This is a genomic window from Pedobacter nyackensis, from assembly GCF_900176505.1.
GTDB classification, from domain to species: Bacteria; Bacteroidota; Bacteroidia; order Sphingobacteriales; family Sphingobacteriaceae; genus Pedobacter; species Pedobacter nyackensis.
Genome location: NZ_FWYB01000003.1, coordinates 99016 through 125061, shown reverse-complemented (window position 1 = coordinate 125061; position 26046 = coordinate 99016). Strand labels below are relative to the sequence as shown.

18 protein-coding genes are annotated in these 26046 nt (G+C 41.4%); 1 reads left to right on the top strand and 17 read right to left on the bottom strand.

Annotated elements, in window-relative coordinates; genetic code table 11:
• Positions 1-4: 4 nt before the first annotated feature.
• Genes B9A18_RS08650 through rhaT form a run of 3 tightly spaced genes read right to left on the bottom strand, consistent with a single transcriptional unit; the run spans position 5 to position 4515 of the window.
• Positions 5-1279, bottom strand: coding sequence for a sugar isomerase (locus B9A18_RS08650; protein WP_084288885.1), 1275 nt, complete (start codon positions 1277-1279; stop codon positions 5-7).
• A gap of 11 nt (positions 1280-1290) precedes the next feature.
• Positions 1291-3411: a bifunctional aldolase/short-chain dehydrogenase gene (locus tag B9A18_RS08645; RefSeq protein ID WP_084288884.1), complete on the bottom strand. Its 2121-nt coding sequence runs from the start codon at positions 3409-3411 to the stop codon at positions 1291-1293.
• A 24-nt stretch (positions 3412-3435) separates the two neighbouring features.
• The gene (gene rhaT, locus B9A18_RS08640; RefSeq protein ID WP_084288883.1) at positions 3436-4515 is read right to left on the bottom strand and encodes an L-rhamnose/proton symporter RhaT; all 1080 of its coding nucleotides are present in this window, start codon (positions 4513-4515) and stop codon (positions 3436-3438) included.
• Positions 4516-4684: 169 nt separating this feature from the next.
• On the opposite strand from rhaT, the gene B9A18_RS08635 reads away from it, so the two are divergent.
• Positions 4685-5341 (top strand): MraY family glycosyltransferase, encoded by a 657-nt coding sequence (locus tag B9A18_RS08635; RefSeq protein ID WP_084288882.1) that lies wholly within the window; start codon positions 4685-4687, stop codon positions 5339-5341.
• A 195-nt stretch (positions 5342-5536) separates the two neighbouring features.
• On the opposite strand, the gene B9A18_RS08630 is transcribed toward B9A18_RS08635, so the two are convergent.
• The 14 genes from B9A18_RS08630 to B9A18_RS08565 form a co-directional block, all read right to left on the bottom strand.
• Positions 5537-6634 (bottom strand): ATP-binding protein, encoded by a 1098-nt coding sequence (locus B9A18_RS08630; RefSeq protein ID WP_235005269.1) that lies wholly within the window; start codon positions 6632-6634, stop codon positions 5537-5539.
• Positions 6635-6942: 308 nt separating this feature from the next.
• Positions 6943-8439, bottom strand: coding sequence for a Fic family protein (locus tag B9A18_RS08625; protein WP_084288880.1), 1497 nt, complete (start codon positions 8437-8439; stop codon positions 6943-6945).
• A 241-nt stretch (positions 8440-8680) separates the two neighbouring features.
• Positions 8681-10030: a DUF4302 domain-containing protein gene (locus B9A18_RS08620; protein WP_084288879.1), complete on the bottom strand. Its 1350-nt coding sequence runs from the start codon at positions 10028-10030 to the stop codon at positions 8681-8683.
• A gap of 1 nt (position 10031) precedes the next feature.
• On the bottom strand, positions 10032-11435 hold the full coding sequence (locus B9A18_RS08615) for a substrate import-associated zinc metallohydrolase lipoprotein (protein ID WP_084288878.1): 1404 nt from the start codon (positions 11433-11435) through the stop codon (positions 10032-10034).
• Between the two features lie 2 nt (positions 11436-11437).
• Positions 11438-12916: a RagB/SusD family nutrient uptake outer membrane protein gene (locus B9A18_RS08610; protein ID WP_084288877.1), complete on the bottom strand. Its 1479-nt coding sequence runs from the start codon at positions 12914-12916 to the stop codon at positions 11438-11440.
• A gap of 10 nt (positions 12917-12926) precedes the next feature.
• Positions 12927-16544 (bottom strand): SusC/RagA family TonB-linked outer membrane protein, encoded by a 3618-nt coding sequence (locus B9A18_RS08605; RefSeq protein ID WP_084288876.1) that lies wholly within the window; start codon positions 16542-16544, stop codon positions 12927-12929.
• Positions 16545-16551: 7 nt separating this feature from the next.
• The gene (locus tag B9A18_RS08600) at positions 16552-17529 is read right to left on the bottom strand and encodes a FecR family protein (protein ID WP_159452618.1); all 978 of its coding nucleotides are present in this window, start codon (positions 17527-17529) and stop codon (positions 16552-16554) included.
• 73 nt (positions 17530-17602) lie between these two features.
• On the bottom strand, positions 17603-18196 hold the full coding sequence (locus tag B9A18_RS08595) for an RNA polymerase sigma-70 factor (protein ID WP_144009438.1): 594 nt from the start codon (positions 18194-18196) through the stop codon (positions 17603-17605).
• A 110-nt stretch (positions 18197-18306) separates the two neighbouring features.
• Positions 18307-19539 carry an MFS transporter gene (locus tag B9A18_RS08590; protein ID WP_084288873.1) on the bottom strand — a complete coding sequence of 411 codons (1233 nt, stop codon included), beginning with the start codon at positions 19537-19539 and terminating at the stop codon, positions 18307-18309.
• A gap of 7 nt (positions 19540-19546) precedes the next feature.
• Positions 19547-20620 carry a galactose oxidase gene (locus B9A18_RS08585; protein ID WP_084288872.1) on the bottom strand — a complete coding sequence of 358 codons (1074 nt, stop codon included), beginning with the start codon at positions 20618-20620 and terminating at the stop codon, positions 19547-19549.
• Positions 20620-22131, bottom strand: a complete 1512-nt coding sequence (locus tag B9A18_RS08580; protein ID WP_084288871.1) for a PKD domain-containing protein — start codon at positions 22129-22131, stop codon at positions 20620-20622. Before B9A18_RS08580 ends, B9A18_RS08585 begins: the two co-directional genes overlap by 1 nt.
• 42 nt (positions 22132-22173) lie before the next feature.
• On the bottom strand, positions 22174-23106 hold the full coding sequence (locus B9A18_RS08575) for a dihydrodipicolinate synthase family protein (RefSeq protein ID WP_084288870.1): 933 nt from the start codon (positions 23104-23106) through the stop codon (positions 22174-22176).
• Between the two features lie 77 nt (positions 23107-23183).
• The gene (locus B9A18_RS08570; protein ID WP_200816334.1) at positions 23184-24833 is read right to left on the bottom strand and encodes a sialidase family protein; all 1650 of its coding nucleotides are present in this window, start codon (positions 24831-24833) and stop codon (positions 23184-23186) included.
• A 3-nt stretch (positions 24834-24836) separates the two neighbouring features.
• Complete coding sequence (locus B9A18_RS08565) at positions 24837-26045, bottom strand: sialidase family protein (protein ID WP_084288868.1); 1209 nt, start codon at positions 26043-26045, stop codon at positions 24837-24839.
• Position 26046 lies beyond the last annotated feature (1 nt).

Here is a 26046-nt window from a genome sequence, read left to right as displayed (position 1 = left end):
TTAATTACAATCCAGTTGCCACAGTGTTTAAACCACGACTTTTAATCAATTCCTGTCTCACATTAAATTTCCTGAACAAATCAAGCGGTGCCAATGCTGCTCCGGCACGTAAACGCGCTTCGGCTACCAATGGACGTAAGTCTGTACGGAATGCCTGCTGCAGGATTTCCTGTGCACGGGCAACATCATTTTCCGCTTGTGCCTGTTGCAAAGCTGTGCGGTTTACCGACAAAGCCTGCGCATAAGCCAGCATAATCGCTTCTACCGATTGTAGAAGGTCTTCCAGCGGATCTTTAACATTATGAGATGCATCAATCATCCAGCCCAAATCCTTACTGTGGTTCATGCCGCGTGCATCCATTCCTTCAACCAGTTCATTAAAGATGAGAAACAACTGGTAAGGCTTCATACTGCCAGCAGTTAAATCATCATCACCATATTTAGAATCGTTAAAATGGAAACCACCAAGTTTACCTTCCATCAGCAATAAAGCCACAATTTGCTCGATATTTGCATTAGGCAGGTGATGACCAAGGTCGACCAGCGTAAAGGCTTTAGGGCCGAGCTTGTTGGCATACAGTAACGATTGGCCCCAGTCTCCCACAGTTGTTGAATAGAAATTTGGTTCAAAAGCTTTATACTCCACAAACACTTTCCAATCTGCCGGTAATGCGGCATATATTTCCTGTAAACTTTCCAAGGTGTTTTGAAAAGCCTTGCGGAAGTTCAATTGTCCCGGGAAGCAAGAGCCATCGGCCAACCAAACGGTTAATGCTTTTGATCCCAGCTCAACGCCCTGACGGATTACTTCAATATTATGGTCAATCGCTTGCTTCCTTACTGCTTTATCTACATGCTGTAAAGAGCCGAATTTGTAGCTATGCGCCTGATTGGCCTGATCCTGAAAAGTATTGGAGTTCATGGCATCAAAACTTAAGCCCTGCTGCGCAACCAATGCTTTTATTGCAGGTACATTTTCTGCAGTATCCCATGGAATATGCAAGGAAATTGAACCACTCGCTGCGTTCAACTTATGCAACAAACCTATATCTTCAATCTTTTCTTCAATGTTGCGAGGCTCGCCACCGGAAGAAAAACGACCGAAACGTGTACCACCCGTGCCCAATGCCCAGCTTGGAATCCCGATCTGGAAATCAATCAATTTTTGTATGATATCCTGAGCATTCGAAACCTCTTCCGTAACAAATGCCAGTTTACGCTGATGTTTAGCTAAAAGATCGCTATTGTGTGATTCTATCTGATAATTTTCAATGTTCATTTCTTAGGTTTTTAACGGACAAAGGCATTAGCTACACCACCATCCACATTTAATACATTTCCAGTTGATTTGTTCAGCAGTCCACCTACAAAGGCAAAACAAGCATTGGCAATATCATCCGGTAAAATTATTTCATTAAGCAAGGTACGTTTTGCATAGTAAGCAGGCAACTCCGCCACGGTAATTCCGTAAGCTTTTGCACGACCTTCAGCCCATCCGCCTGCCCAGATATTACTATCACTGATTACTGCATCTGGATTCACCACATTTACTCGGATACCATCTGCGCCCAGTTCAGCAGCGTTCAATCTGCTTAAATGTAGCTGAGCAGCTTTAGCACTACCGTAGCCGGCATTATTTGGACCGCTAACCAGTGCGTTTTTACTTACAATGTTCAACACATCACCACCTATATCCTGCTTCTGCATCACGCCTGCCGCAGCCTGAGTAATAAAAAACTGGCCTTTTACCAACACGTCATACAACAGATCCCAATCCTTTTCGGTGTGATCGGCAATGGTTTTCGAAATCGAAAGACCCGCATTGTTCACGATGATGTCTACACCACCAAAGGCCAGTGCAGCAACATCAAATGCCGCAGCAATGTCTTCAGTACTGGTTACATTCAACACTGCAGTTGCATAGCTGTCTTTACCAAACTTAGCGGCAAACTCATCGGCTGCACCTTGCAAACGTTCCGCGTTCATGTCATTTAGTACTACTACAGCACCTTCCTCTACAAACTTACGGGCAATAGCCTTTCCAATACCGCCTGCACTACCTGTAATCAGGGCAATTTTTCCTGAAAGGGGCTTAGCTTTAGGCATTCTTTGCAGTTTAGCTTCTTCCAACAACCAATATTCAATATTAAACGCTTCCTGTCTCGGTAAAGAAGTGTATTCAGAAATGGCTTCCGCCCCTTTCATCACATTGATGGCGTTGGTGTAAAACTCTGCAGCTACCCTTGCCGTTTGCTTGTCTTTAGAGAAAGAAAACATTCCGATTCCAGGATAAAGGATAATCACCGGGTTGGCATCACGTATGGCAGGGCTATTGCTGTGTTTGCATGAATTGTAGTATTCCGCATACATTTTCCTGTAAGCTTCAAATTCAGGCGCTAATTTTTCTTTTAATGATTTAATATCAGTAAGGTCTTCGTTAGGCTCCAGTTTCAGTACCAGCGGACTGATTTTAGTGCGTAAAAAGTGATCCGGACAGCTAGTCCCCAATGGAGCCAGGCGGTCAAGGTCGTTCGAGTTAATAAACTCCAATACCCTTGCATCATCGGTAAAATGACCTACCATATGTTTTTCGCTGGAACAGAAGCCTCTCAATACCGGAGCGATAGCCGCAGCTTGCTTAGCGCGTTGTTCTTTAGCAGCACTTTCTATTTTTTGTCCACCAAACACAGGACCTTTTTTACCGTAGTTCTCTTCCAGGTATGCAGCACACCTTTCAATCACTTCCAGGGTATTCATATAACTCTCGTAAGCCGTATCACCCCAGGTAAACAAACCATGAGAACCCAACATGATGCCCCTTATACCCGGATTTTCATCCAGACATTTGCGCAACATCAGGCCCAGTTCGAAACCGGGTTTCTGCCATGGCACCCATCCGATTGTTCCGTTAAACAATTCTTTGGTAATGCGTTCACCATCTTTAGCCGCTGCAATGGCAATGGCCGCATCCGGATGGAGGTGATCGATGTGCGCAAAGGGCAAAAAGCCATGTAAAGGTGTATCAATAGATGGTGCTTTCGAGTTCAGGTCGTAAATGCAGTGGTTAAACAGTTCAACCATTTCGTCTTCGTGCGACAAGCCCCTGTAGATATTTTTAAGATTACGCAGTCGGTCGACGTACAAAGCCGCCAGGCCACTGCTTTTTAAGGTACCCAAATCGCCACCAGATCCTTTTACCCACATAATTTCAGTATCTTCTCCGGTGAGCGGATCTTTGGCAATGGCCTTACAAGACGTATTTCCACCACCATAATTGGTTAAGCGCAAATCAGCACCTAATAAATTTGAACGGTAGATTAACAGCGCGACTTCATCACCGGCCATTTCAGCAGCCTTTGCTTCATCCCACAAATAGCTTACATGTTTAAAATCAGTTGTTCGAGTACTCATAAAAATATTTAAATTAATTGTTTTTTACTTGATTGAATTACCGTAGCCTACGATAAGTATGGATAAAATCAGGACCACAATCCCGGTTACTACGGTTGCGAAGGTCTTTTTCTTTACCCCATTCCATTCTTTAAATACCAATCCCCATCCATTTGCAACCAGGATGATACAGGCCATGTGTAAAATCCAGCCACTTGCACCGTTTCCGAGTTTACTTTCGCCCATTCCATAAAAGAAGAACTGCAAAAACCAGGTGGTACCGGCAAGCGCACTGAAGATGTAGTTTTTCAGTAATGGTGCTTTTTTGTCGGTATAATTGCCAAAAGTTTTATTTCGCGAATTCAGCAACATGCACCAGAATAGGTTGGTAGTTAATCCGCCCCATAAAATCACCACATAGGTTACATTGTTCTGGTAAAGAAACTCCCCTTGTTCAGGGTTAAGCACTTTCCAGGCTTCATTGGCATGATGGGCCATATCTTTACCGGCATCAATACCAAAGGCAAAGCAGGCACTCAAAACACCCGAAACAATCGATACAATCAGCCCCAGGCCCAGTTTATATTCTTTATTTGATGGATCAGCTTTTCCAGACGCAACGAGATCTTTCTCCTTCATGCTCCCTGCCATTCCGCAGATCACAATACCGATTACACAAACCAGCAATCCAAGCAACACCATTTGTCCCCAATGCGTACCGGCCATATCCGAAAGACTGTCTTTACCCGTCGTTGGATAGAAATCATAGTATAATGAAGGGATTAGCGCGCCAAATACAGAGCACAGCCCCAGAATAATAGTGCTACCCAGTGATATGCCGAGGTAACGAACGCCTAATCCATAGGTCAAACCACCTATCCCCCATAGTAAACCGAAGAAATAAGTCAGCAATAATATTTTACCATTGGTTTGGAAGATGATCTCCATAAAATTAGGGATGGTTAACCAGGCTGCCAAAGGCGGAACGATCAACCATGAAAACAAACCACCCACGATCCAGTAGGTCTCCCAGGCCCAATCTTTAACCTTTTTAAAAGGGATATAAAAACTGCCGGAGGCAAAGCCGCCGATAAAATGGAAAATAACGCCGAAAAGAATCTGCATGTCTAGGTTTTTAAATTTGGTTCCTCTAAAATAGCGCAATCAAAACATAGGTCTGTCATGTACTGTCATGCCCAAAGTCGGTGAATAACAATTATTGCCAAAAAAACGAGGGTCATTTGATTCAAACAAATTAGATTGTTAGCAATAAGCTTGACATTTAATTAAATAAATGATGACAACTCCAGTTCAAGAGCAGTACCTATTATACTATGCGATTATCGGGATCAGTTCCATTTTCATAACCTGGCTCAGCATTCCTTGCAGCATTGAGGTAAGCCAAATCAAAATTCAACCTATAAGTATTCCCAGACGAGAAGGTGTAGCGATATTTATTCCCACGCCCTTGTTATTATGGAGTTTTAATAGTCCTATGCTACTAGATAATTATCTGCTTACAGCCTGCGTGATACTTTTTGCCATCGGGGTCAATGATGATCTCCCTTGCATATACGATATTAAGCTTTTCATTACATGTATAGCTTCACTGATTCTGATTACCCCCGGTAATATCCGCCTCTACAAGTTGCAGGATGCTTTTGGGTTTTACGAGTTACCTTTTTTGCCCAGTGTAACCTTATCTGTGCTGATCATTATGTTTTTGATTAACGCATTTAATCGTATTGATCGGATTAACAGCTTAGCTGCAACTACAGGCATTATGGTGAGCAGCAGCTTTTCAGCACTATTCATCCATCTACATCAGTATGAGCTGGCTGCTGTTTCTATAGTCCTTGTTGGCGCTATATCAGACTTTATCAAATCCAAACTTGCCCAGCCAGAATATGCGTGGGTGTTTGCTTCCCAGGCGATTTTATGTTCCAGATGAATGAGAAACGATCAGATTGGATATCACATTCAGTGATATCCAATCACAAAAAGCTATAAGTATACTTACAACTTTCATTAAAAACCGAAAAAATTATAATTATACTTATAACTCATAGCTAACTTTACAAAAGTTATAAGTATAATTAAAATGAAGCGGTAACCTTACACAACAAGGTATTTAATACATAAAGCACTAATACAAAAACCCAAATAACCACAGCGGAACTTTAGTTCCAAATCCTATTTCAATATCATCTGCAGCTACAATATATGCATCTGTGTTTTTTACTTGTTTAGCAGTTTTTGATTTACCCCCCACTTCAATATTTAAACCTGCAATTGAAAAATCACCTTCAGCAGGAGCATACACCTCTAGCCCTTTATTGATGAACTGGTTTAACAAAAATGTTTCTCTAATATTCCCCTTATCCGGATTTACATTCATAGCATAGGCTAGATTTGTATTTTCCAGAAAAATCTTATCCGGTTTCTGTAATCTCGATACGCCCTTCCCTTCTGCAGCAAGAATATTTAAGAGCCTGGCATCTTTAAGCTGATAAACATATTCATAAATACTCTCTCGGTTTATCTCCATTTTCCTGGCCAATGCCGACATATTGGGTTTAAATGGTGCAGATTCGGCAATTACGCCCAAAAGCCTTTTCACTTTAACTGCAGTTCCTGCGTTATATGCTGCGATATATGCCAGATCGGTATCTACAATGGCATTTATAACTTGTTCCAAACGCGAAAGGTATTCATCTTCACCTTCTGCAATAATGGGCAGGTAACCATTCATCAAATATTTATTAAATGCTGGAAGTGGCTGTAACTTTTCCAGAACTTTCATGCTCAAGGCTCTGTGATTAGTTTGAATATCATTTAGACTAACAGGTTCAAAAATAATATGCGCTGTAAAAGCGAGGTACTCCCTGAATGACAATCCGGCAAGTGTATAGCTGATCACTCTTCGACTCAGATCCGCTTCTCCGCGATATATATCTAACGCTGAGGACGCTGAAAAGATCACACGCATTTCCGGCAAGCCATCATAGATATTTTTTAACTCTCTCGACCATTGCGGATATTTATGCACTTCGTCAATAAACAACACCCTACCTCCTTGCTTAAACCAGTCCATAGCTGTGTCCAATAAGGTATGGTTGTAAAACCAAGTATGATCTGCTGTAACATACAAAGCTTTAGAAGTCATTTCCTTAAGATCAAATTTCAAGTACTGAAGCATCAGCGTGGTTTTGCCGGCACCTCTAGGTCCTTTAATCCCAATCATTCGCTGGTTCCAGTTTATATTTTGATGAAGATAACGCCTAAAGGAGTTGTCAACTGATCTCAATAAATTATCCTGATATTGTATTAAAGGCTCCATAATTATACAAATTGCTGGTTCAAATATACAAAAACTAATCAGTTTTGCTGGTTGGAACCAGCAAAACAACATGAATTTTGCTGGTTAGGATGTACAAAAAACTATAAGTATACTTACAACTTTCATGTAAAATAGCAAAAGTTATAAGTATACTTATAACTTTTTCAGGTATTAAACATAAGCACATTAGAGAATCTTAATGCGACCATCATCTAATTATTGTTGAATACATCACTATAGATTCGCTCCATTTTCTCAAATTCTTCCTCGGTAATTTCTTCGAAATTTTTCCTTCTACGCTTCGGGAACACGCCTCTGTTTTGATGCAGGAATACAATAATGTCATTTAGCCTTCTATCTGGCATATCAATTAGATTCTGTAATTCTCGTTTCAATTCATCATAACGTTCCAGAAATTGTAGTTCCTCCGAAAGATCCTGCCGAATGGTATTTTGTATAGTTTTAGCCAGGTACGTACTTTGAGCTGTCAGATCAGGATAACGGAAGTAAGAATTTACCTCCTCAGGATTGGTTATTGTTACCTCTCCCTTTTCATCACGAGAGAATTTAATTCGCTGCATTAAAGGCTTAGAATAACTTTCTAAGGCAGCGTCATAATCTCCCATGTTGTCCACCATGTGCGCCGAGACAGGAATGATGAGTCCATGCTCAGCCAATCCATCACGCGTTAGCATATCATGGATTAAAAACCGATGGATTCTTCCATTACCATCCTCAAAGGGGTGTATGAAAACAAAGCCAAAAGCTATAATCGCGGCACGGACTACTGCTGGTTCACCCACAGTCTTCTCTTCCACATCTATCAAACCTACCATCATAGATTGAACCATATCTGGCGGGGGACATATATAGTGATAAATTTCCTCCATACGATAAGAGGTTTGTCCGATAAAATTTTGAAAATCTCTGAAACCTGGTTGGGCATAGCGCGGATCAACAATGGCATTTTGCAATGCGGTCAAGCCTCTTTCTCCCAACACTTCTGCACCGCTTGCAGTTCCTGCTTGATATAAAATGGCTATAAAACGATCAACTCTTTCAGGAGAAGGCTTTTCACTCTCAATTTCATAAGATGATTTTGTCTCTTTCCTATATAAATATTGAGTAGCTCTCTTAAAAACTTCGGGAGAAAACTCCTGCTTTAGGTCTTCAATTTCCGCTTTATAATCGATGAGCAAAGTTGCCTCTAACTCTTCGGTACGACGAACAATTGGACAGAACTTAGGCCCGCCCAGCAAATTATCGTTAATTCTCCATCTACTATTCTTGACTGTCTTTCCAGTCACATAATCTACCTCATCCAATAAATCAACGTAGTTACCATTTGGTTGCAAATAAAGATCAAGTTGCTTCCCGGTTAACCATTCGTATAGGAACCCAAGCTTTCTGCTATATTTACCAGAAGGGCTCCTCAAAATATACGGAATCAGTTCCTGTTCATCTATGTGAGCAAATACTGCACTTAGAAAGTCCAGATTCAAATCATCATATTTCAAAAGGAACTCTAAGTGAGCTGGCATTGAATCCTCGGTAGGAATATATTTTGAGCCAAACTGCTGATCTATGGTTCCATCAGGAGCCATTTCAGTTTTATTTTGCGTACCAATAAAAGACCTCTTGGTAAGTTGATATCCTGCCAGACCTAAGTGCTGTTTTAACCATTCACTTCCTACTACTTGCTTTGCCATAATTTTCAGTAAAACGTATATCGCTTCAGTAAAATTAATAAAATTTAACCAAAAATCAGTAAAACATATAAAAACAGAGGTTCAATAAATAAAACTGATACCATATTAGTAAAACGAATAAAATACCACTATTCCTTAAGTAAATACTATAGCCACTTAAAAATTGCTGGTTGCAACCTACAAAATGATATAAAAAAACCCTTACTTTTTAGGGTAAGGGCTCTCGAGGCGTGATTAATAATTATAACGTACCATAAAAGAACGAGGTTGGATCAGCCACACGGTACAATCCAGCTAAATTTGAAGTTGTTGGATCAGTACTCGTAACCCAATCAAGCCTAAATGGCCCGCTCAGGAAGTAATTTCGAATATCAATTAATAGAGCATTCCGCGATGTCCAATTCGCATCATAAACAGGATTACTTAAGGTAAGCACACCATCGATTAAAGTATAATTATAACTAGCTGTGGCAGGATAAGATTTAGTTCCATTATCACTTTCTATGCTTACTGTTGCTATTGTTGCATTTACCAATGAAAATTTAACAAAATTTAATGTTCTTGGTTCAGGCAGCCCTGCAATAAACAATGCAGCAAATTTGGTAACACTTGAATTGTAAGCCACGTTAAATCCGGAAGTCACACCCAATGGTAATCGGGTACCAATGGTAATCTCGTTATAGGTACCATTATAGCTCATTAATAATTTTAATGGAACCAATACCTCAGGACTACTCTTAACAACATACTCTTTTTGCTTAGCATCATAAAGTGCTAAAGTAGTATTGTCTTTCCAGGCCATTCTTACGAAAGTGATACCCTGATATACACATGTACCACCTAATATGTCAATCCCATTAAAGGTATAAGCAAATTTACCCTTAGCGTCAGCTACTTTCCCATCAGCTAGCGGACCAATAAAATTGATCCTTTTGCCGCTGGACAGCGTTGCACTCATGTCTAAAGAAATTCCAGCTTTTAATGTAGCAGCTCCCGAAACAATTTCTACATAAGGATGCTTAGTGGTAGCGAAGAAGTTTTGAATTTTATCGATAGCCGTTTTATATTCTCCAGCCTCATAACCCGCTTTCTGCGCAGCAGTCGCTTTTACCAACACGAATGGCTGACCATATTTTTTACCTTTAAAAATCATGCTGTCGGCCGTTGATCTGACATGTAGAAATTCCAGGTCACTCTTGTAACCAGAGCCCGATACTCCCCCGTAAACCGTAGGAACAGGGTCAGCAAGCATTGAAATGTAATTAAAAGTATCAAAAATCAATTCCGTACCCAATACCGTTTTAAGTCTATAAGTAGAGGTCTTCGGGGTTATAATTGAAGTTGACGTCAAATCCGCATACATCTTTACATTTTCGCTGGCATCAAAGCTCATATAAAAGCCATAACCGCCACCAGCATTTGTAGGCAATGTAGCAATCCAACCGTTCTGAGCACTTAATAAGCCAGTCCGCACTTCTGTTATCGATTGATTTAGCCTAACCTCCGGTTTGTCATCAAAAACCAGTATTTCAGACTCTTTACAGCCGGTCAATGCGAGTATTGCTGTAAATAATATAAATATTTTCTTCATGTTATTTTTTAAATATAGGTCCGTAGAAATAGTTTGTCGGTGCTCCTTTTACCGAAAACCCTGCAAAAGTTCCATACAATGGATTTGTAGGCAATATTGCATCTGGAAGCCAGGACGCAATAAATATTTTGGTCGTTAAATAAGGCAGCATAATGGATTCAAATGCCGGTAAAACAGTTGGATCCTGACCATTAGTATACGGTACCCCAGTACCCTCAGGAATAGCTTTTGTAAATAGCACCTCTCCCGTATTGGTATTTATCGTATAATTAAAATTATAATCTGCGGTAGCGATCTGATTGGTTACAGCATTAGCATGTACCACCCTAAATACCATCACCGAGGCCTTTGAAAACACGAATTGGAAATTGCTTAATTTTCTTCCATTTGCGGCTAAGGCTGCTTTATATTTATCGTACACCGCGGTAAAAGCCGCTGATGAACCATAAGTTGTATAATGGGCAGCAGCAGGGTTATACACCAGGTTGTTAATCTTAGCACCCTTTAACAAGAAAGGAAATGTTTGTCCCAAATCTAAAGGATCTGTAGCCCCATAAACCGTCTTTAAAACATTTTGCACTTCATTTTGCAAGGCTTTAAAATCAATATTATAGAAGTCTTTAAAATAGCCATAAATCAATTTCTCTTTTTCCCTTAATTTAGCTGCAGCCTCTTCATTCGAACTGGCTAAATAATTCTCAAAGTAAACCTGACCTTCCACCAATAAATGTGCAGCCATTTCGGCAAAATCCTCTCCATAGCTGCTTCTCGAATATCTCGAGATAAAGCCCAATTCTTTTGCAAGTGCAGCAGTATTTCCAGTACCAGTCCAGTTTGCGGTATAATCAGCTTTCGAAAGCTGCTCAAAAGCTGACGGAATGACGATATTCTGGTTTAAGATGTGTGTGAACTCATGATGTATGGTCCTTATTTTCCTTTTCACATCAGTTGGATTACTGAAATCCAATCCATTTAACTCATATAAAATCACGGTTCTGCCCGCATCAGCTGAACCCAAAGTAATTGAACCATTAGAATTGTAAGATGGAGAACCATACAATACAAATTGCTTTGGGGTATAAGTCTTGATAAAAGTTTTGCCCGCAATTTTTTCGTACGGCTTTAAAAAAGTTTGCAATACCGCATTCATCATAGGCTCAACCTTACCTAAGTCCACAGGCGATAAATCCCGGTCTACATCAGTCAGATTCCTTTCAAATCTATAAGCGGTTTGGATATTAAAAGGCTGCTCCAAATTCGTAATCAACCAATTATCTATAGGCCCCTTAACATAGGTATCCACATTGAATTTGTTCAGATCAACCTCTAAATTTTCTTCCTTACTGCAAGAGTAAAGTGCAAAAAGTAGAACAATTGCTGTTAGTTTATATAATGACGTTCTCATAATTATCTTGGATTTAATGCTACACCTGCTATTTGTGCTTCTTTTGGTATCTGGAACATTCTCCGGTTATCGTTTGGTTCCAGTGTTCTGAAGGTTTCTGTACCGTCTATTGCCAAATGATTATGTACTACTGGCAGGTGATGTCTTAAAATATCAAGCCAACGCATCCCTTCATTCATCCAGCCGATTTGTTTAAACTGTAAAACGGTTTTGATTAATGCATCTTTATCATCAGTTACCTTAAAGAAGGTCTTAGCTTTAGCAAGCGTTACCGCATGGGTAGTGGGATTATAGCCGGTAATACGTACAGCTGCAAAAGTATTCAGATCGGCTAAAGCAGCGGTAAACTCCCCCTTTTGAATATAAGCTTCTGCACGGTTCATTAAGCCTTCATCACTAATAAATAGCGGCTGCATCAAACATGCCAAACCAGTTCCGGCTGTAACATTGGTGTAATGAAAATACTCCTTGAACACAAAAGTTGTATAGTTATTATCCGACCACAATAGGCCCTTATTATAAAATCTTGCACCCGTTACCGTTAAGCCATTATAGATATTCTGGAAAATGGTCGTTCCAAAACCATATCTCGTTGTCCCGCTAATGCTGCTTCTTTGAAAAGTTGAAAAGGTTTCACTTAACAGGATATTATAACTCTTATCCGCTTTCGTAATCTCAACCGGAAACTCTGCCGCCGTATAGTTCGTTAAAGCTGTATTCCAGGGCCTCAAATTGTTCACATAACTACCACCGGGAACCATTAAAGTAGAGTGTTGGATCACTTTATCCCAGTCGCCCTTAAACAGATAAAACCGTGATGCAAAAGCATGTGCTGCTGCAGGCGTGAAATGATATTTAGGGACTTTCCATTTACCGCCTTCAAGCAAAGGCAAACCTTCCTCAAGATCTTTCTCTATTTGTGCATATACCGAAGCCACGGTACCTCTATTGTATTGCGGCAATGTGGTGGTCTCGGGAGCAAGTATATAAGGAATACCCGGAGCAGTGTTAGCCTCGCCGATGGTATATTCCTTTGCAAAAAAAGTAACCAGCATAAAGTGCGCATAAGCTCTTGCTACCAAAGCCTCTCCCCTATATTGTTTTGCTTCATCGCCAAACTTGTTTTTTACAATGGCCTCCAGGGCCTGGTTGGCATTGTTAATAGCCGTGTAACAGGCATTCCAATATTGAATTGGCGTATTGTTACCATTGTCCTCAATATCCTCCCAGGCGTAAAGACTTACAAAAGGTTCGTTGATGTGTCCCACGCCAAAACCTTTATCCACCACATTATCTGAATAGGTTTCGGCAATGGCCAGGTAATTGTATTTTGGATAGGCCGAGACCAGCAACTGACCAACTTTATCTATGCTGTTGATCTCAGCTCTCATATCCGGACTTTGGTCGAGATACTTCTCACAAGAGGAGAACAATACCGAAGCGCCAATTAATGATACTATATATTTATTAAATCTTTTCATTTTTCAAATTTTAAAAACCAACCTTTAAAGCAACTGTATACTGTCTTGGAATCGGCATCGCTACCCCACCATTGTTAAAGAATTCCGGATCTGCACCGTTCAATTTCTTATCTGCATACAATAAAGCCACATTGTTCCCTACCAGTGATAACTGAGCACCGGATAGCCCCAGTCTACTGGCTACACCTGCAGGTATTTGGTAAGAGACGCTAACATTCTTAAGACGAACAAAATCGCCTTTCGCCACGCGCTCATCAGAATAGTTGTAAGCATTATAGGGATAAGCTGCACTAACAGCACTTCCATTTGGTCTGTATACCCTGGCCGCTGTAGTGAACTTGTCCAAAATTGCCGGGACATTTGTCAACTTTTCATCACCTGGCATGATCCATCTGTTTAACACATCTTTCGACATGGCGGTCATATCATCGTAGTTCGAAGTAACCGTAGGCTGCAATCGCACATAGTTCCCTGTCGAGAAGGTAAGCAAGGCCGACAAAGTGAAGTTTTTATAAGAAACCTGGTTCCAGAAACCACCTGTAAACGTAGGATCAACAGGGCCGTGATAAACCAGACTTTCGATATTGGTATCCTGAAGATAAATACTGGTTTCGTGCCTGGTTCCGTTCACACCAACAAATGTTGGGTATCCATAAGTCGGATCTAAACCATCAAACTTAATAGAGAATAAGCCTCTTTGCGCGTACCCTTTTCTCGCCGCTCCTTCGGCCCTAACCATGGTCCAGATGTTTTGATCTACATCTAATCTTGTTACCTCATTCTTGTTGATACCGAAGTTAAACTGCGTTCTCCATTTAAGACCACCAGCAGTTTTTACCGGATTACCGGCTATGGTTAACTCATAACCATGCGCTTTCATTTCACCGTAGTTGGCCAATTTAGTAAACTGACCACCAATACCTGAAGTTCTGATCGAACCGATCAGGTCGAAGATATTCCTTTTGTAATAATCAAAAGTTAAGTTGATCTTGTTGTCAAATAAGGTTAAATCAGTACCTAAGTTCAACTCATATAGTTTTTCCCAGGTCAATTCAGAGTTTTCTAAGCTCGAGGTATACGTCTGCGCTTCCTTCTCCGCTTCATGAGGTCTATAGGTAATGCGGTTATAAAACACCGCCGACGAGTTTGTTGCGGCACCTAAACTACCCACCAAACCATAAGTAGCCCTAACTCTGGCTCCAGAGACAACCGGCTGTATGCCTTTAAAGAATTCTTCCTGATCAATGTCCCAGGCTCCCGATATGTTCCATGTAGGCAACCAGCGTGCAACCTTTGATTTCCCCATCAAATTGGAACCATCATTTCTAACGGTTGCATTCAGGCTATACTTGTCTTTGTAAGCATAGGCAGCTCTTCCCATAACGGCCAGGAAACGATCATAACCATAACCCATACCGAAATAAGGATCTCCACCTTCAATTGCTTTTTTAAAGTATCTGTAATTTGGATTTACCAGTCCCCCGTTGTCATACTGGTAACCCACACCGTCAAAATCAGAATTCTGGCGATCGGTATAACGCATTTCGTAAGAACCAAAAACATTCAATCGATGATCCTCACCAAATTTCGAGTCAAATTCTAAGTTATTTCTCAGATAATAGTTGAGGATATTATTATTAACCACATTAAAAAACCCGCCCTCCGGCAATACAACTACCGAGGGATCATTTGGGAAATCAGGATTATCGTATAGGAAAGGATTGTCCTTATTAACTGTAGGATTTTGATTTGCTCTGTAAGCACTTGCCATATTCGAATTCCCTAAAATATGGTGTTGTCTTTCTGAACGGGCATAACGGTAGGATCCATCTACAGAGTAGGTTAGCTTAGGTATAATTTTATACTTAATCCCGCCTTGTACTTTTAAATCGAGCATTTTCAAACTGAGGTAATTGTTTTTCAGCTCATTCATGATGTTAAAAGGCGCGTAGTTACGTGTAAAAAACTCTAAACTTCCGTCTTCAGCAAATGGTGTTAATACACGACTTGTATTTAAAGCGTAGGAATACGGATTAATGTCGAAATCTCTGGAGTACTGACCAAATACTGGGTCAGACTGACGGGTTAACGTCCCCGGTGATCTTTGATCACGTATCGATCCATTTACCAATAATTCGGCGCTTAACCGATCATTCACCTTAAATGAACTTCTCAAGTTTGCCGTGTAACGTTTCACATTATCACCCAGTGTTTGTCCACTATCGTGGGTATAACTCGTCGAAATATACGTTTGAGCCCTTGCAGTACCACTGGTGACACTCAATGAATGTTCCATAAGCAGCGAATTCTTAAACAACAGATCAAACCAATTGGTATTGGCTTTAGCATACCTGCTCAAGAAGTTAAGTCTGCTGTCCAAATTATTTTTCAAGGTAAAGGAATCACTGCCACTGTTGTACTCATACATCTGGTTATACATCTTATTGAAAACGCCTCCATTTGAAGAGTTTGCCAATGAACTATGTGTATAATATCCCTTGTTCTCCATTTCCAGCAATACCGACATCTGTTCTGCAGAGTTCATGATGTCGAAATTGTTGTAATTTGGTTTTAGATAAGTAGTCAGCGTACCCGAATAGCTAATGTTTGCCTTACCCTCGGTATCTCTACCTTTTTTCGTGTTTACAATAATCACCCCATTCATTGCTCTTGCTCCGTACATCGCTGTTGCAGCAGCATCTTTAAGGATGGTAAACGATTCGATATCATCCGGATTTAAACCCGCTACCGATGAGCCAATCAAGGTACCCGCATCTCCTGTGGAGAGTGCTTCATTAGAAATGTTGATCACATCTTCCATGATGATTCCATCTACCACCCATAGCGGTTTATTATCCCCCGACAAAGAGGTGGCTCCACGAACACGGATTTTTGGCGCTGCGCCAAAAGTACCGGAAACATTTTGTACAGAAACCCCGGCAGCCTGCCCTTCCAGCATACGACTCACATCAGGCACCCCACTTCTTTCAGAATCCTTTGCGCTAACTTTTGTTGTTGAACCCGTAAACAGCTTTCTATCTAAATTCTGATAACCTGTAGATACAATATTTACTTCTTTAAGCTGACCCGCATCTTCTTCCAGGCTTACATGAATAACTTTTCTTGCACCAACAGTTTCTTCTGCTGTTTTATAGCCTAAATACTTGAATACTAAAACACTCGACATGTCCTTTACCGCAATCTGATATTCCCCATTATCATTGGTAGATACGACGGTAGTGGTTCCTTTTATCACCACACTTACCCCTGGAATACCCTTACCTCCTTTTTTATCTTTTACCGTTCCTTTAATAATGATATTTTGTGCAGGTTTTGCAGCGCTGACATCAACCTTTAATATCACTTGCTTGCCAACTTGTCGGTAGCTGATGTTTTTTTGTTTTAATGGCGCCAGTGATTCCTGGATGGTACCTAATTTTTCGGGCACCTCCAACATCATATTTTTACTAATTTCTTCAGCGTCGTATACAAAGCTTACCTTATGCGCTTGTTCTATCTTCTTTAAATAATTTTCTAATCTTTCTGGTTTAGTCTTACCCTGCTGAAAATCAGCTCTGGCAAAGAGAGTCCAAAAAATGGCGCAAATAAGCAGCACTTTTTTCTTCATAGTGGTTTTAATTGATTGGTTTAGGTGTTGTTAAAATGATTTGGTTATTTTCTTTTTTGATATTAAAATCATAGGTCTCATGTAATACAAGCAGTACTTCATCCAGGCTTTGGTTACTAAACCTGGCGTTCAATTTCTTCGAACTTTGCTTATGATCCTGCAGTTTAACGGGTATGCCATAATAATCGGTTAGCTGGGTACAAACCTCTTCCAATGGCGCGTCCGAAAACACCAGTTCTTTAGTAAGCCAGGCATCCTGATTTTCTGCCCTTTTGGTTAAAAATTCTTTCTTTTTAGCATCATAGGACAGGGCCTGTCCAGCTGTTAACAGCGAAGTCGGGCCATGCTTGTAAGGAGAAAACATTACCCTACCCGTTTTAACGCCAAGATCAATATTGGTTGCTGTTAATTTAATATTGAAGGAAGTCCCTAAAACAACCACTTCAGATTCGTTCATCAGCACTTTAAATGGATGTTTTTTATCTTTTGCGATTTTAAAAAAGGCTTGTCCCTTAGCTAAAACTACTTCTCGGGTTGGGCCTTCGAATTTATCGGGATACTTTAACTCGCTGTTTTCGGCCAAAATAATGGTCGAACCATCGGTTAAGCGTAGGGAATCAAGCTGGTTTTTTACCGTTGCTTTTATAAGGTAGGTCGGTTCAGTAATTTGAAGATAGGTCCAATAACCTATTGACAAAACCAATACAGCGGCAGCCACCCGGCTAAACCATGTTAACCTAATTGATCGGCTCGAAGTATGTGGTTTTAAGTTTTCTTTAAATCGTTGGGTTGATGCCGAAATATTTACGCCATCCAGTCTTGAGGCTCTGGCCGAATAATTCCAGATTCTCTCTATTTCTAAATAGTAGCGTTCATTTTCTGCTGATTCGGCACGAAATCTTTCGATTTCTGATTGAAGCGCGTCGTCGGAGGTATCATTTAAATATTCCGTTATTGTGTGCAGGAATTTATCGTTTTGAGGCATGTACATAGCATTGGTTCTATACTATGACAAATGGGGACGAGAAAACCCCTAAGGATTTCTTTAAAAAAACGAACTAATAAAGAAACATCCTGAATATCAACTTGCTGCTAGGAGCGTTATAGATCGTTTCTTTAGCCAACATCGCTTTTCTGAGTGTTTTTAGCGCTATACCTATGTGGTTTTCGACTGTTTTCTCCGAAATATCAAGCAACATGGCTATTTCTTTATATTTTAAGTGTTCAAATCGATTCAATTTAAAAACTTTTCGACATTGAGGAGGGAGTTTATCAATTTCACGATGCAATAAAATGATCAGCTCATTTTCTTCATCCAGTTCTATTAAATGTTCTTCTGAATAATCCGCTGCTATTTTTTGATGGTGTTGCTCGATATTCTTTTGTCGGTTAACATGATTGATAGATGCATTGATCACCGATTTATAAAGATAAGATTTAATGGATTTGATCTCTTCCAGGTTTTCGGGGGTCTCCCAAATCTTTAAAAATACATTTTGTACGATCTCCTCACCAATAAAAAGATCCTTTACATACTTATCGCTTGTAAGTAATAGTTTCTCGAAAAAAAAACTGTAAAACTTCGTAAATTCCTGAATTTGCCCTTCACTGATAATTGCATGTAAATCTTTGCCCGTTATTGTATCCACCATTATCAAAATTCTGATTATTAAATTTGAAGGTAAACAATATAGCAATAACGTGATATACCGGAGGCTATTTAAATAATAAAAGCCACTGAAATAGATCCAGTAGCTTTACTTTACTGCCGTTTCAGTTTCAATGCAAACAAAGTAAAGGTTGCCAGTATCATAATTACCGCACATACCTGGTAAACAATAGCCAATCCTATATCTGCATCTTTCAAAGCCCCTCCTACATACACCATAATACCGCCAACAATAGTACTTAAAAAATTAAGGAAGCCATATGCTGTCGCGCTGTACCTGCCATCAACAATCTGACGCATAATCGGCATCAGGTTGGCGTCGTTAAAACCTCTTGCCACTCCAAAAAACATCATGGCCAAAATGGCAATCCAAAATACACTGGTAGCAGACATCAGAAACAAAACCGGAGCACCAACAGAGAAGCCAATGATCACTACATAAACCCTACCCTTTACATTCGTCCTTGCCCAGCGGTCTGCCCATAAGCCCCCAAGCACTACTCCAATAAAAGAGCCTATCTGTATATATCCTGTTGCCGACATTCCTGCCTCTCCCAGGTTCAAGTTAAAATGCTCCCTAAGAAAAGTAGGCAGCCAGCCGTTCACCAGCCAGTTGACCATCCCAAGTACACAAAAATAAATCAGCAAAATGACATAGGCGGTTTTACTAAAAAGGAACTGAAAAGTTTGCGCAAGACTCATACCCGGTTCAGCCCCCAGTTTCTCTTCCTCCGCATCTTCTTCAGGACTGTTTTTATAATCTCTCAATACCGACAATAGCACCAGGGAATACAAAACACCAAATGCGCCAAAAATCTGAAAACCATATCTCCAACCCCAAATCTCAGCAATATATCCGCCAATACCGCCCAGCGCAAGGCCAGCATAAAGACCACTCATATGTAAACCTGTGGCCAGCGATCGGGTGCGGCCTTTGTGATAATCTGTAATCAAGGCCAATGCAGCCGGGATATAACAGGCCTCACTAACCCCCATAAAAATCCGGGCCACAATCATTTCTTCAAAAGACCGCGTAAAGCCAGTCCACAACGTCACGGCCGACCAAACAAATACGCTAAAAACAATTACTTTTTTACGACTATACCGGTCGGCCAGATACCCACCCAAAGGACTGAGAAAACCATATGACCATAAAAACACAGAAGTCAATAAGCCAAACTGAGCATCAGTAAGCCCAAATTCGTTTACAATGGGATCCCTCATTGAGGTAATCAGGATTCTGTCCAAATAATTAAGGAAAGCGACAACCCATAATACGGCTACGATTATCCATGGATAGGACAATACAGCGGATTTCTTATTCATAAAACTCTTATTTGGTTTTGGTCTCTTCTACACTAACAATCAATACATTTGGCGTCCTGGTAGCAGGTCTTACTTCCCCCCCAGGCAACACGACTTGCCCGTTCCACACCACCAATGGCGTAGTAACGGGTGCTGTGGGTTCAATCTGCCCGGCTACTGTCCAGCGGTCTGCAATCACACTATAATTCAGAATAGCTTTTGAAAATCCGGGATGATTCCCTTTCAACTCCGCAGCCCTGGCAGCAAGGGCTCCATCATCACCACCAAATATCTGCAGATTTGTATTGTCAGGACTATAAGCCGGTGAAGGTGCCGCAACCACCGGAGCCGGCAAATCACTAATCTTTTGCCATCCCTTACCCAGCTCATATTTAAAAGCATCCTTCAGATATTCCCTTTTTCCCGCTTTAAGTGCTACGCCACTAAACAGATAAAAAGCACCTTTAGCAGTACCAGCTACCGCAAGCATCCTGGGTAAGCCAGGCCATGCGGGCAAAATCTGCCAGCCTTTTTCAGGTGCCGACAAATCCAATGACCAGAAATTATCTGAAGCCACGAGGTCACCCGCATTTTTTTGTCCACCAGCAATGTAAACCACATCACCAATAAGAACACCACAGGAGTTTGCCAATGGAGCCGGCAAATCAGGCAGTTTTTCTACCTGCATGTTCTGGTCTTTATATCGCAACATAAAGGCATCTGCGTAGTGTCCGGAAACATTACTCCCTCCAATGCACACCAAAGCATCCTTCCAGCTCAACGAAACGCCGTAGCCCAAAGGGGCAGGCAGTTTCCCTGCCCGCAACCATTTTCCATGCGCCTTTTCCAGTACAAAAACATCATCATGCCATACCTTGGTTGAACCCGTCCAGGGTGCACCGCCATCCGGAAAATTTGCTCCTCCAGCTACAATCAGCGCCCCATTACTTATACCCGAATACGAACCGGCAAAGCCAACAGGATCAGGAACTACAGGAAGCTGACTCCAGCTATATGTTGCAGGCATTTTTTGACTGCAAGCTGCAGTAATTGTACTTAGCATAATGATTATAGATATTTTAGTTAATGCGCTTTTGTCCATTATAGGTTAAATAATGCTGTAATTTCTGCCTGTGATAATGCCTTCTTATATATAATCATGTCGTCTAACTGACCGTTAAAATAATTTGAGAAGCTAGTCGCTCCTTCCTGGGCACCTATTTTAAAGTTGCCAGTGTTGGATACTTCTTTAATTCCATTGGTCGAGGTCACCTCTTTGGCTTTAACACCATCAACATATACCCTTGTAACCAACCCCTGTCTTACGCATACCACATGATGCCATACGTTATCGTACATTTTACCTTTTTCTGCCTCGCTCATTCCCAGGAACGAACCACTGACAGCATCTTCAGTTGCAAAACCTATCAACTGTGTGGTCGTATTCGCGCCAAGGCGAAGCCAGGTCTGATTATCTTTACTGCCAAGGCCCCCACTTTCCATCCAGATCAGCATCCGGTTGGTACGGTTTGTTTTTATCCAGGTAGCAACAGAATAATCTCCCTTTCCAAAATTATATGCCGCATGGTCATTCACCACAATGTAACTCGCCCCATTAAATTCAGCTACGTTACTGGTTACCGATTTTCTATCCGCAGCAGTAAAAGCGATGGTTCCGGTAACTGTGCCTATTGTTCCACTTGGCCCAACATCTTTCACGTTACCATTGAACGGGAAAAATGCAGACAAGCCACTTGATGGCACCACCAAAACATAACTTTCCTTTTCTATCGTCGAAGACTTCACCGGATTAGAAGCTACTAATTTAACTTTAAATCTTCCTGCAGTGGGGTACGTAACCTTAGGATTCTGTGCGTTCGAACTTGTTTGAGTAGCCCCTTCAAATGTCCAGGCCCAGCTGGTTGCATTTCCGATCGATTTATCAGTAAACTGAATTTGTCCACCTCCATAAGTCGCCGTAGCTTCCGATTCAAATTCTGCGATTACCGAGAATTTATCGATAATGGTTAAGTAGTCGGTTTTAACGATTTCTTTGGAAGACTTAGGGTTCGAGGCCACCAATTTAGCGGTATAAATACCCGGCACCATAAACTTAACCTCAGGGTTCTGTTGAGTAGCCGTAAGCACTGTGGCTCCGTCCTTCGACCTAAATTCCCAGTTCCATGTTTGCGGTAATCCTGTTGTCTTATCTGTAAACTTAATCGTTTCACCTTCCAGCGCAGAAATTATACTGGCTTCGAAGTCCGGATTAACATCATTGTACCCAACAGTTATAAAACCTTCTTTTGTACCAACCGATTCCTGGCTACCATTTTTCAGCACCAGGGTAACCGCATAAGTACCCGGTTTATCATACCTTACCGTTGGCGTAGATAAGTTAGAGGTTTCTGGAATTCCGCCTTCAAAAACCCAGTTCCAGCTGGCTGGCTGTCCTTCAGAAACATCTGTAAAAACAACCTCAGCACCAGCCTTTACTTCCTGAGTAGAGGCACTAAAATCGGCTTTCAGCTCCTGAAGCTCATTCTTTTTGCAGGACATCCAGTAAACAGACGTCACCATCAGGCAAAAAATTAAAAGTCTATTCGTTATCATATGAGTTTATATTTGGTCATGTTATGGTTTCCCCGGTTAGGTTTATTTTGTCTCCTGTAGCAGGGTTACATCTTTCAGTATGCTAAAAAATCCTACCGCTGTTAACGAACTGTGCAAAGCTTTTTCCTGTTCCACATCCAAAGCCACCAGCGGAAGTCTGCATGTTCCCAATTCTATTCCTTCCGACTTCATAATTGCTCTCTGTGCCGGAATAGGAGGGAATTTAACCAGGCAGCGTACCATATTTACAGCATGCAACTGCATTACTCTTGCCCTTTCATGCTCATTGTTCTCATAAAGCGACATCACTTTCAAATACAAAGGAGCCGCAAAAGTATAGGTACTGCCTATCGCGCCCTGAGCGCCAACAGACAATGCACTGAGCAACATTTCGTCATATCCAAACAGCATATCGAACTTTCCATTCTTATAATTCAGACAACTCTGATATTCATGTAACGTAGATGCAGTGTATTTGATCCCTGCAAGATTGGGTATTTTGGTTTCTGCGATTTCCAGAAACTCAACCATATCCATCGCAATTCCCGTTAAGGTAGGGATGTGGTAATAATAAAAAGGCAATTCCGGAGCTGCGGCAGCAATTTCCGCTATACTGTCTACCAGATTTTTAACGCCAGAAGGCTTAAAATAAAATGCAGCAACAGAAGAGATCGCATCAGCACCAATTTCCTGTGCATGCGCCGCGAGTTTACGCGATTCCGCTATAGAGGTATGTCCCACATGGATCAAAACTTTTATTCTTTGTTTTGCCTCACGTACATAAGCTTCAGCAATGGCCATTCTCTCTTCCATGGTCAAATTAGGTCCTTCTCCGTTTGTACCACAAATAAACACCCCCGACAAACCGTCGGCAATCATTTTCTCTACCAATTCAGGTATGATAGCTGTATTTATTGTCCCATCTTCGTGATAAGCAGCAAAAACTGCCGCAACCAATCCCTTAATTTTATCCATTTTGTTTAAATTTCTTTAGTTATATAATTCGTTTTTTAAAGCGATGAAGCTATCATGTGATGGTTCCACCACCTTAATTATTTCAGTAATTCAGTTAGTTTTATCGTTTGAAACACCAGGTCGGCCTGACTACTTTCGTACACAATCCCAATCGTATTTTCATCGATACTCGTTAAGCAAGAGTATCCCCTGCTTTTCATTTCATCGAGCATGATTTTCCTATCCTTCGACCAGGTCAACCCATCATCATCACTTACTTTAATCGTCATCCTGTGGCGAAGTACCTTCGAGTCCGGATTCGAGAACAGCAATACCGATCTTTTTTTCCCTTGCTGCGAAAAATCATGTCTGATGATGCTCGCCATGCAGGTTGGCTCGATTAGTCCGCCATGGTTACTCGAATGGATTTTCCAGTTTTTACCCAGGTCTTTTGTAACCGATACGGCGCGTCCGTTAGTACTGCCCGTATCTTTTGTATTGGCATTCGAGCGCATGTTCAGCATCACCGTACCATCAGACACCTCTACCGCCATATTTTCTGTGGTCGATTCTTCCGTAGCCGGGTTTGTGACGATCCAGGTCTTGCCGCCATCTTTACTATAGGTGATGTTCGAAAAAGCTTTTCCCGTACCATCTCTTCCCTGAGTAGGAAACACCAGCGTTCCATCTTTTAAGGTGATACCTTGTCCGGGTGCCGGTGCCCAAAGCCACCATTCTTCTTTCTTACACATCCTGGTCAGGTTTACCGGTTCGCTCCAGCTCTTTCCATGGTCTTCACTTTTCACAATAAGGAACTGCGAAGTTTGTTTTACGCCGAAGCCCGGTTGCGAGCCCCTGGTTTTCCACTGGTGATTCCAGTCTTTACTTCCTTCATTGAGACCTTCCAGCCATTTACCATCCTCATTAATCACCCCATACATCCAGAGTCCGGCAATAAATATGGTTCCACTGTTTTTATCCACCAATATACTAGCATCCGATACGCCATTAAACTTCTCCGGCAAACCACCCCAGGTACCCATATCCATGGCAATCTCCATCGGAAGCCAGGTTTTTCCCTTATCCAGACTACGCGATACACCGATATCTATATTCCCCTGTAAATCTCTTCCCGTATCCCTGCGCGCATCATAAACTGCCAGTAAACTACCATCTTTTGCTGTTGCCAGTCCCGGAATCCTGTGGGTGTGTACCCCATCCTGTTTATGCGTCCTAAGGGCAATTCCAATTCTGTTGGCATCCATTTTTGATGCCGGTAAATTAACCTTACCATTGTCAAACGCAACAGCAGTAGCTTTTAAAGCTATCCTGTTCAATAAATCGGCTTTTTCATTAAGCTCTACAGCAATCCAGAGGTATTTGGTACCTGTGCCCAGCGACTGGTTAATTTCAATCAGCTGATTGCTGCCGAAAGGAGCAGATAGCGCTCCAACCAAAACTGCGTTGTTCAAATTGCCGAAATGACCAAATGTAGAGTCCTTTACCGCATGATAAACATAAACACGCTTGATGTCCGACAGCTGCGTTGTCCCCGCAGCACTTAAAGCAATGCTTTTTACAAAAACGGGAACATCAGTACCCGAGGGAATAACTTTAAGTCTGAGCACCGGGTTAATCTGCTTGCCTTTTAATACCGGCACCTGAAGCCTATCCTGCAACACTCGCTTTTGGGCATAAATCCCGGCCGACAACAATAGGAGCAGCGCAGTTAAAAATCCTTTCATCATCCCTTATTTAAAATCTGAAATTTTAATAATCTCGAAAGAAATCCCCTCATATGGTCTGCCAATACCACCTTCATATAAAATAGCGATCTCCTGATCCGAAATTTTTACCAGGTCCGAATAAGCTGATGGCCCGGTATGTACTGTAAATACTTTCGCCCAGGTACTACCCTCGTTAAGGCTCTGTTTTACCGTCATGTTTACCCGCTCGGCACTTGCTGCATTGGCAAAAAACAGGTTCACTACACTATTGTTCTTGTACGACAATAAGCTACCCTGACATTGCGGATCGAGTAATGAAAAATCTGTACTTAGATTTCCCCAGGTATTTCCACCATCAATACTGGTCGTTACCAATCTGTTTGTCGCATTTGTTCTGATGTTCAGCATCAGCTTAGCGCCCGACAATTCCGTTACGGCACATTCCCCACCCTGATCCTGAGGCGTAATTCCCGCCAATTTCCAGGTCAGACCATGATCATCAGAAACAACAGTATTAGAATAGGTTTTACCATTTGTACCATCGTAATAGTAACAAGGCACTACTAATCTTCCTTTAAATGTGCCCTCAGAAATCTGAATACCATGACAAGGGCCGGTACCGTGCCATCTCCAATTGCTATTCTTCACTGATGATGTAATTTCAACCGGGGTTTTCCAGGTCTTACCATCATCAGCCGACTGCGTATAATACACCCTTCTGGTATCAATTGATGTCATGTTATTAATTTCGCCATAAGTATCCTCCCCATTGTTCCAATTCATCAGCAGGTGAATTACCCCCGTTTCCTCGTCAACAATTGGTACCGGATTACCGCAGGTATTTGCACCATCATTCCACACGGTGATCAGCTCTTCCCATGTTTTCCCGTTATCCAACGAACGTCTCAAAACCAGGTCTATATCGCCGCTATCCCCAGCCGAAGCCAGTTTACGTGCTTCAGCGAAGGCCAATAACGTTCCGTTTTTGCTTTTTGCAATAGCAGGAATCCTGAATACAGCAAAGCCATTTGTTTTTTCTTTAAAAATATAATTGAATTGCTTACCGGTAGCACCGCCAGGAGCATTAGGCGAAGTTGTTGTTCCACCACCACCAAGTTCCAGCTTACCACACGATATACCGGCACAACTTAACAACATGATCATCGCAACCAGGTATTTGCTGCTGCTAACAGGTCTGATCATAGCATTTTTTAGATTTAATATATTCTTCATA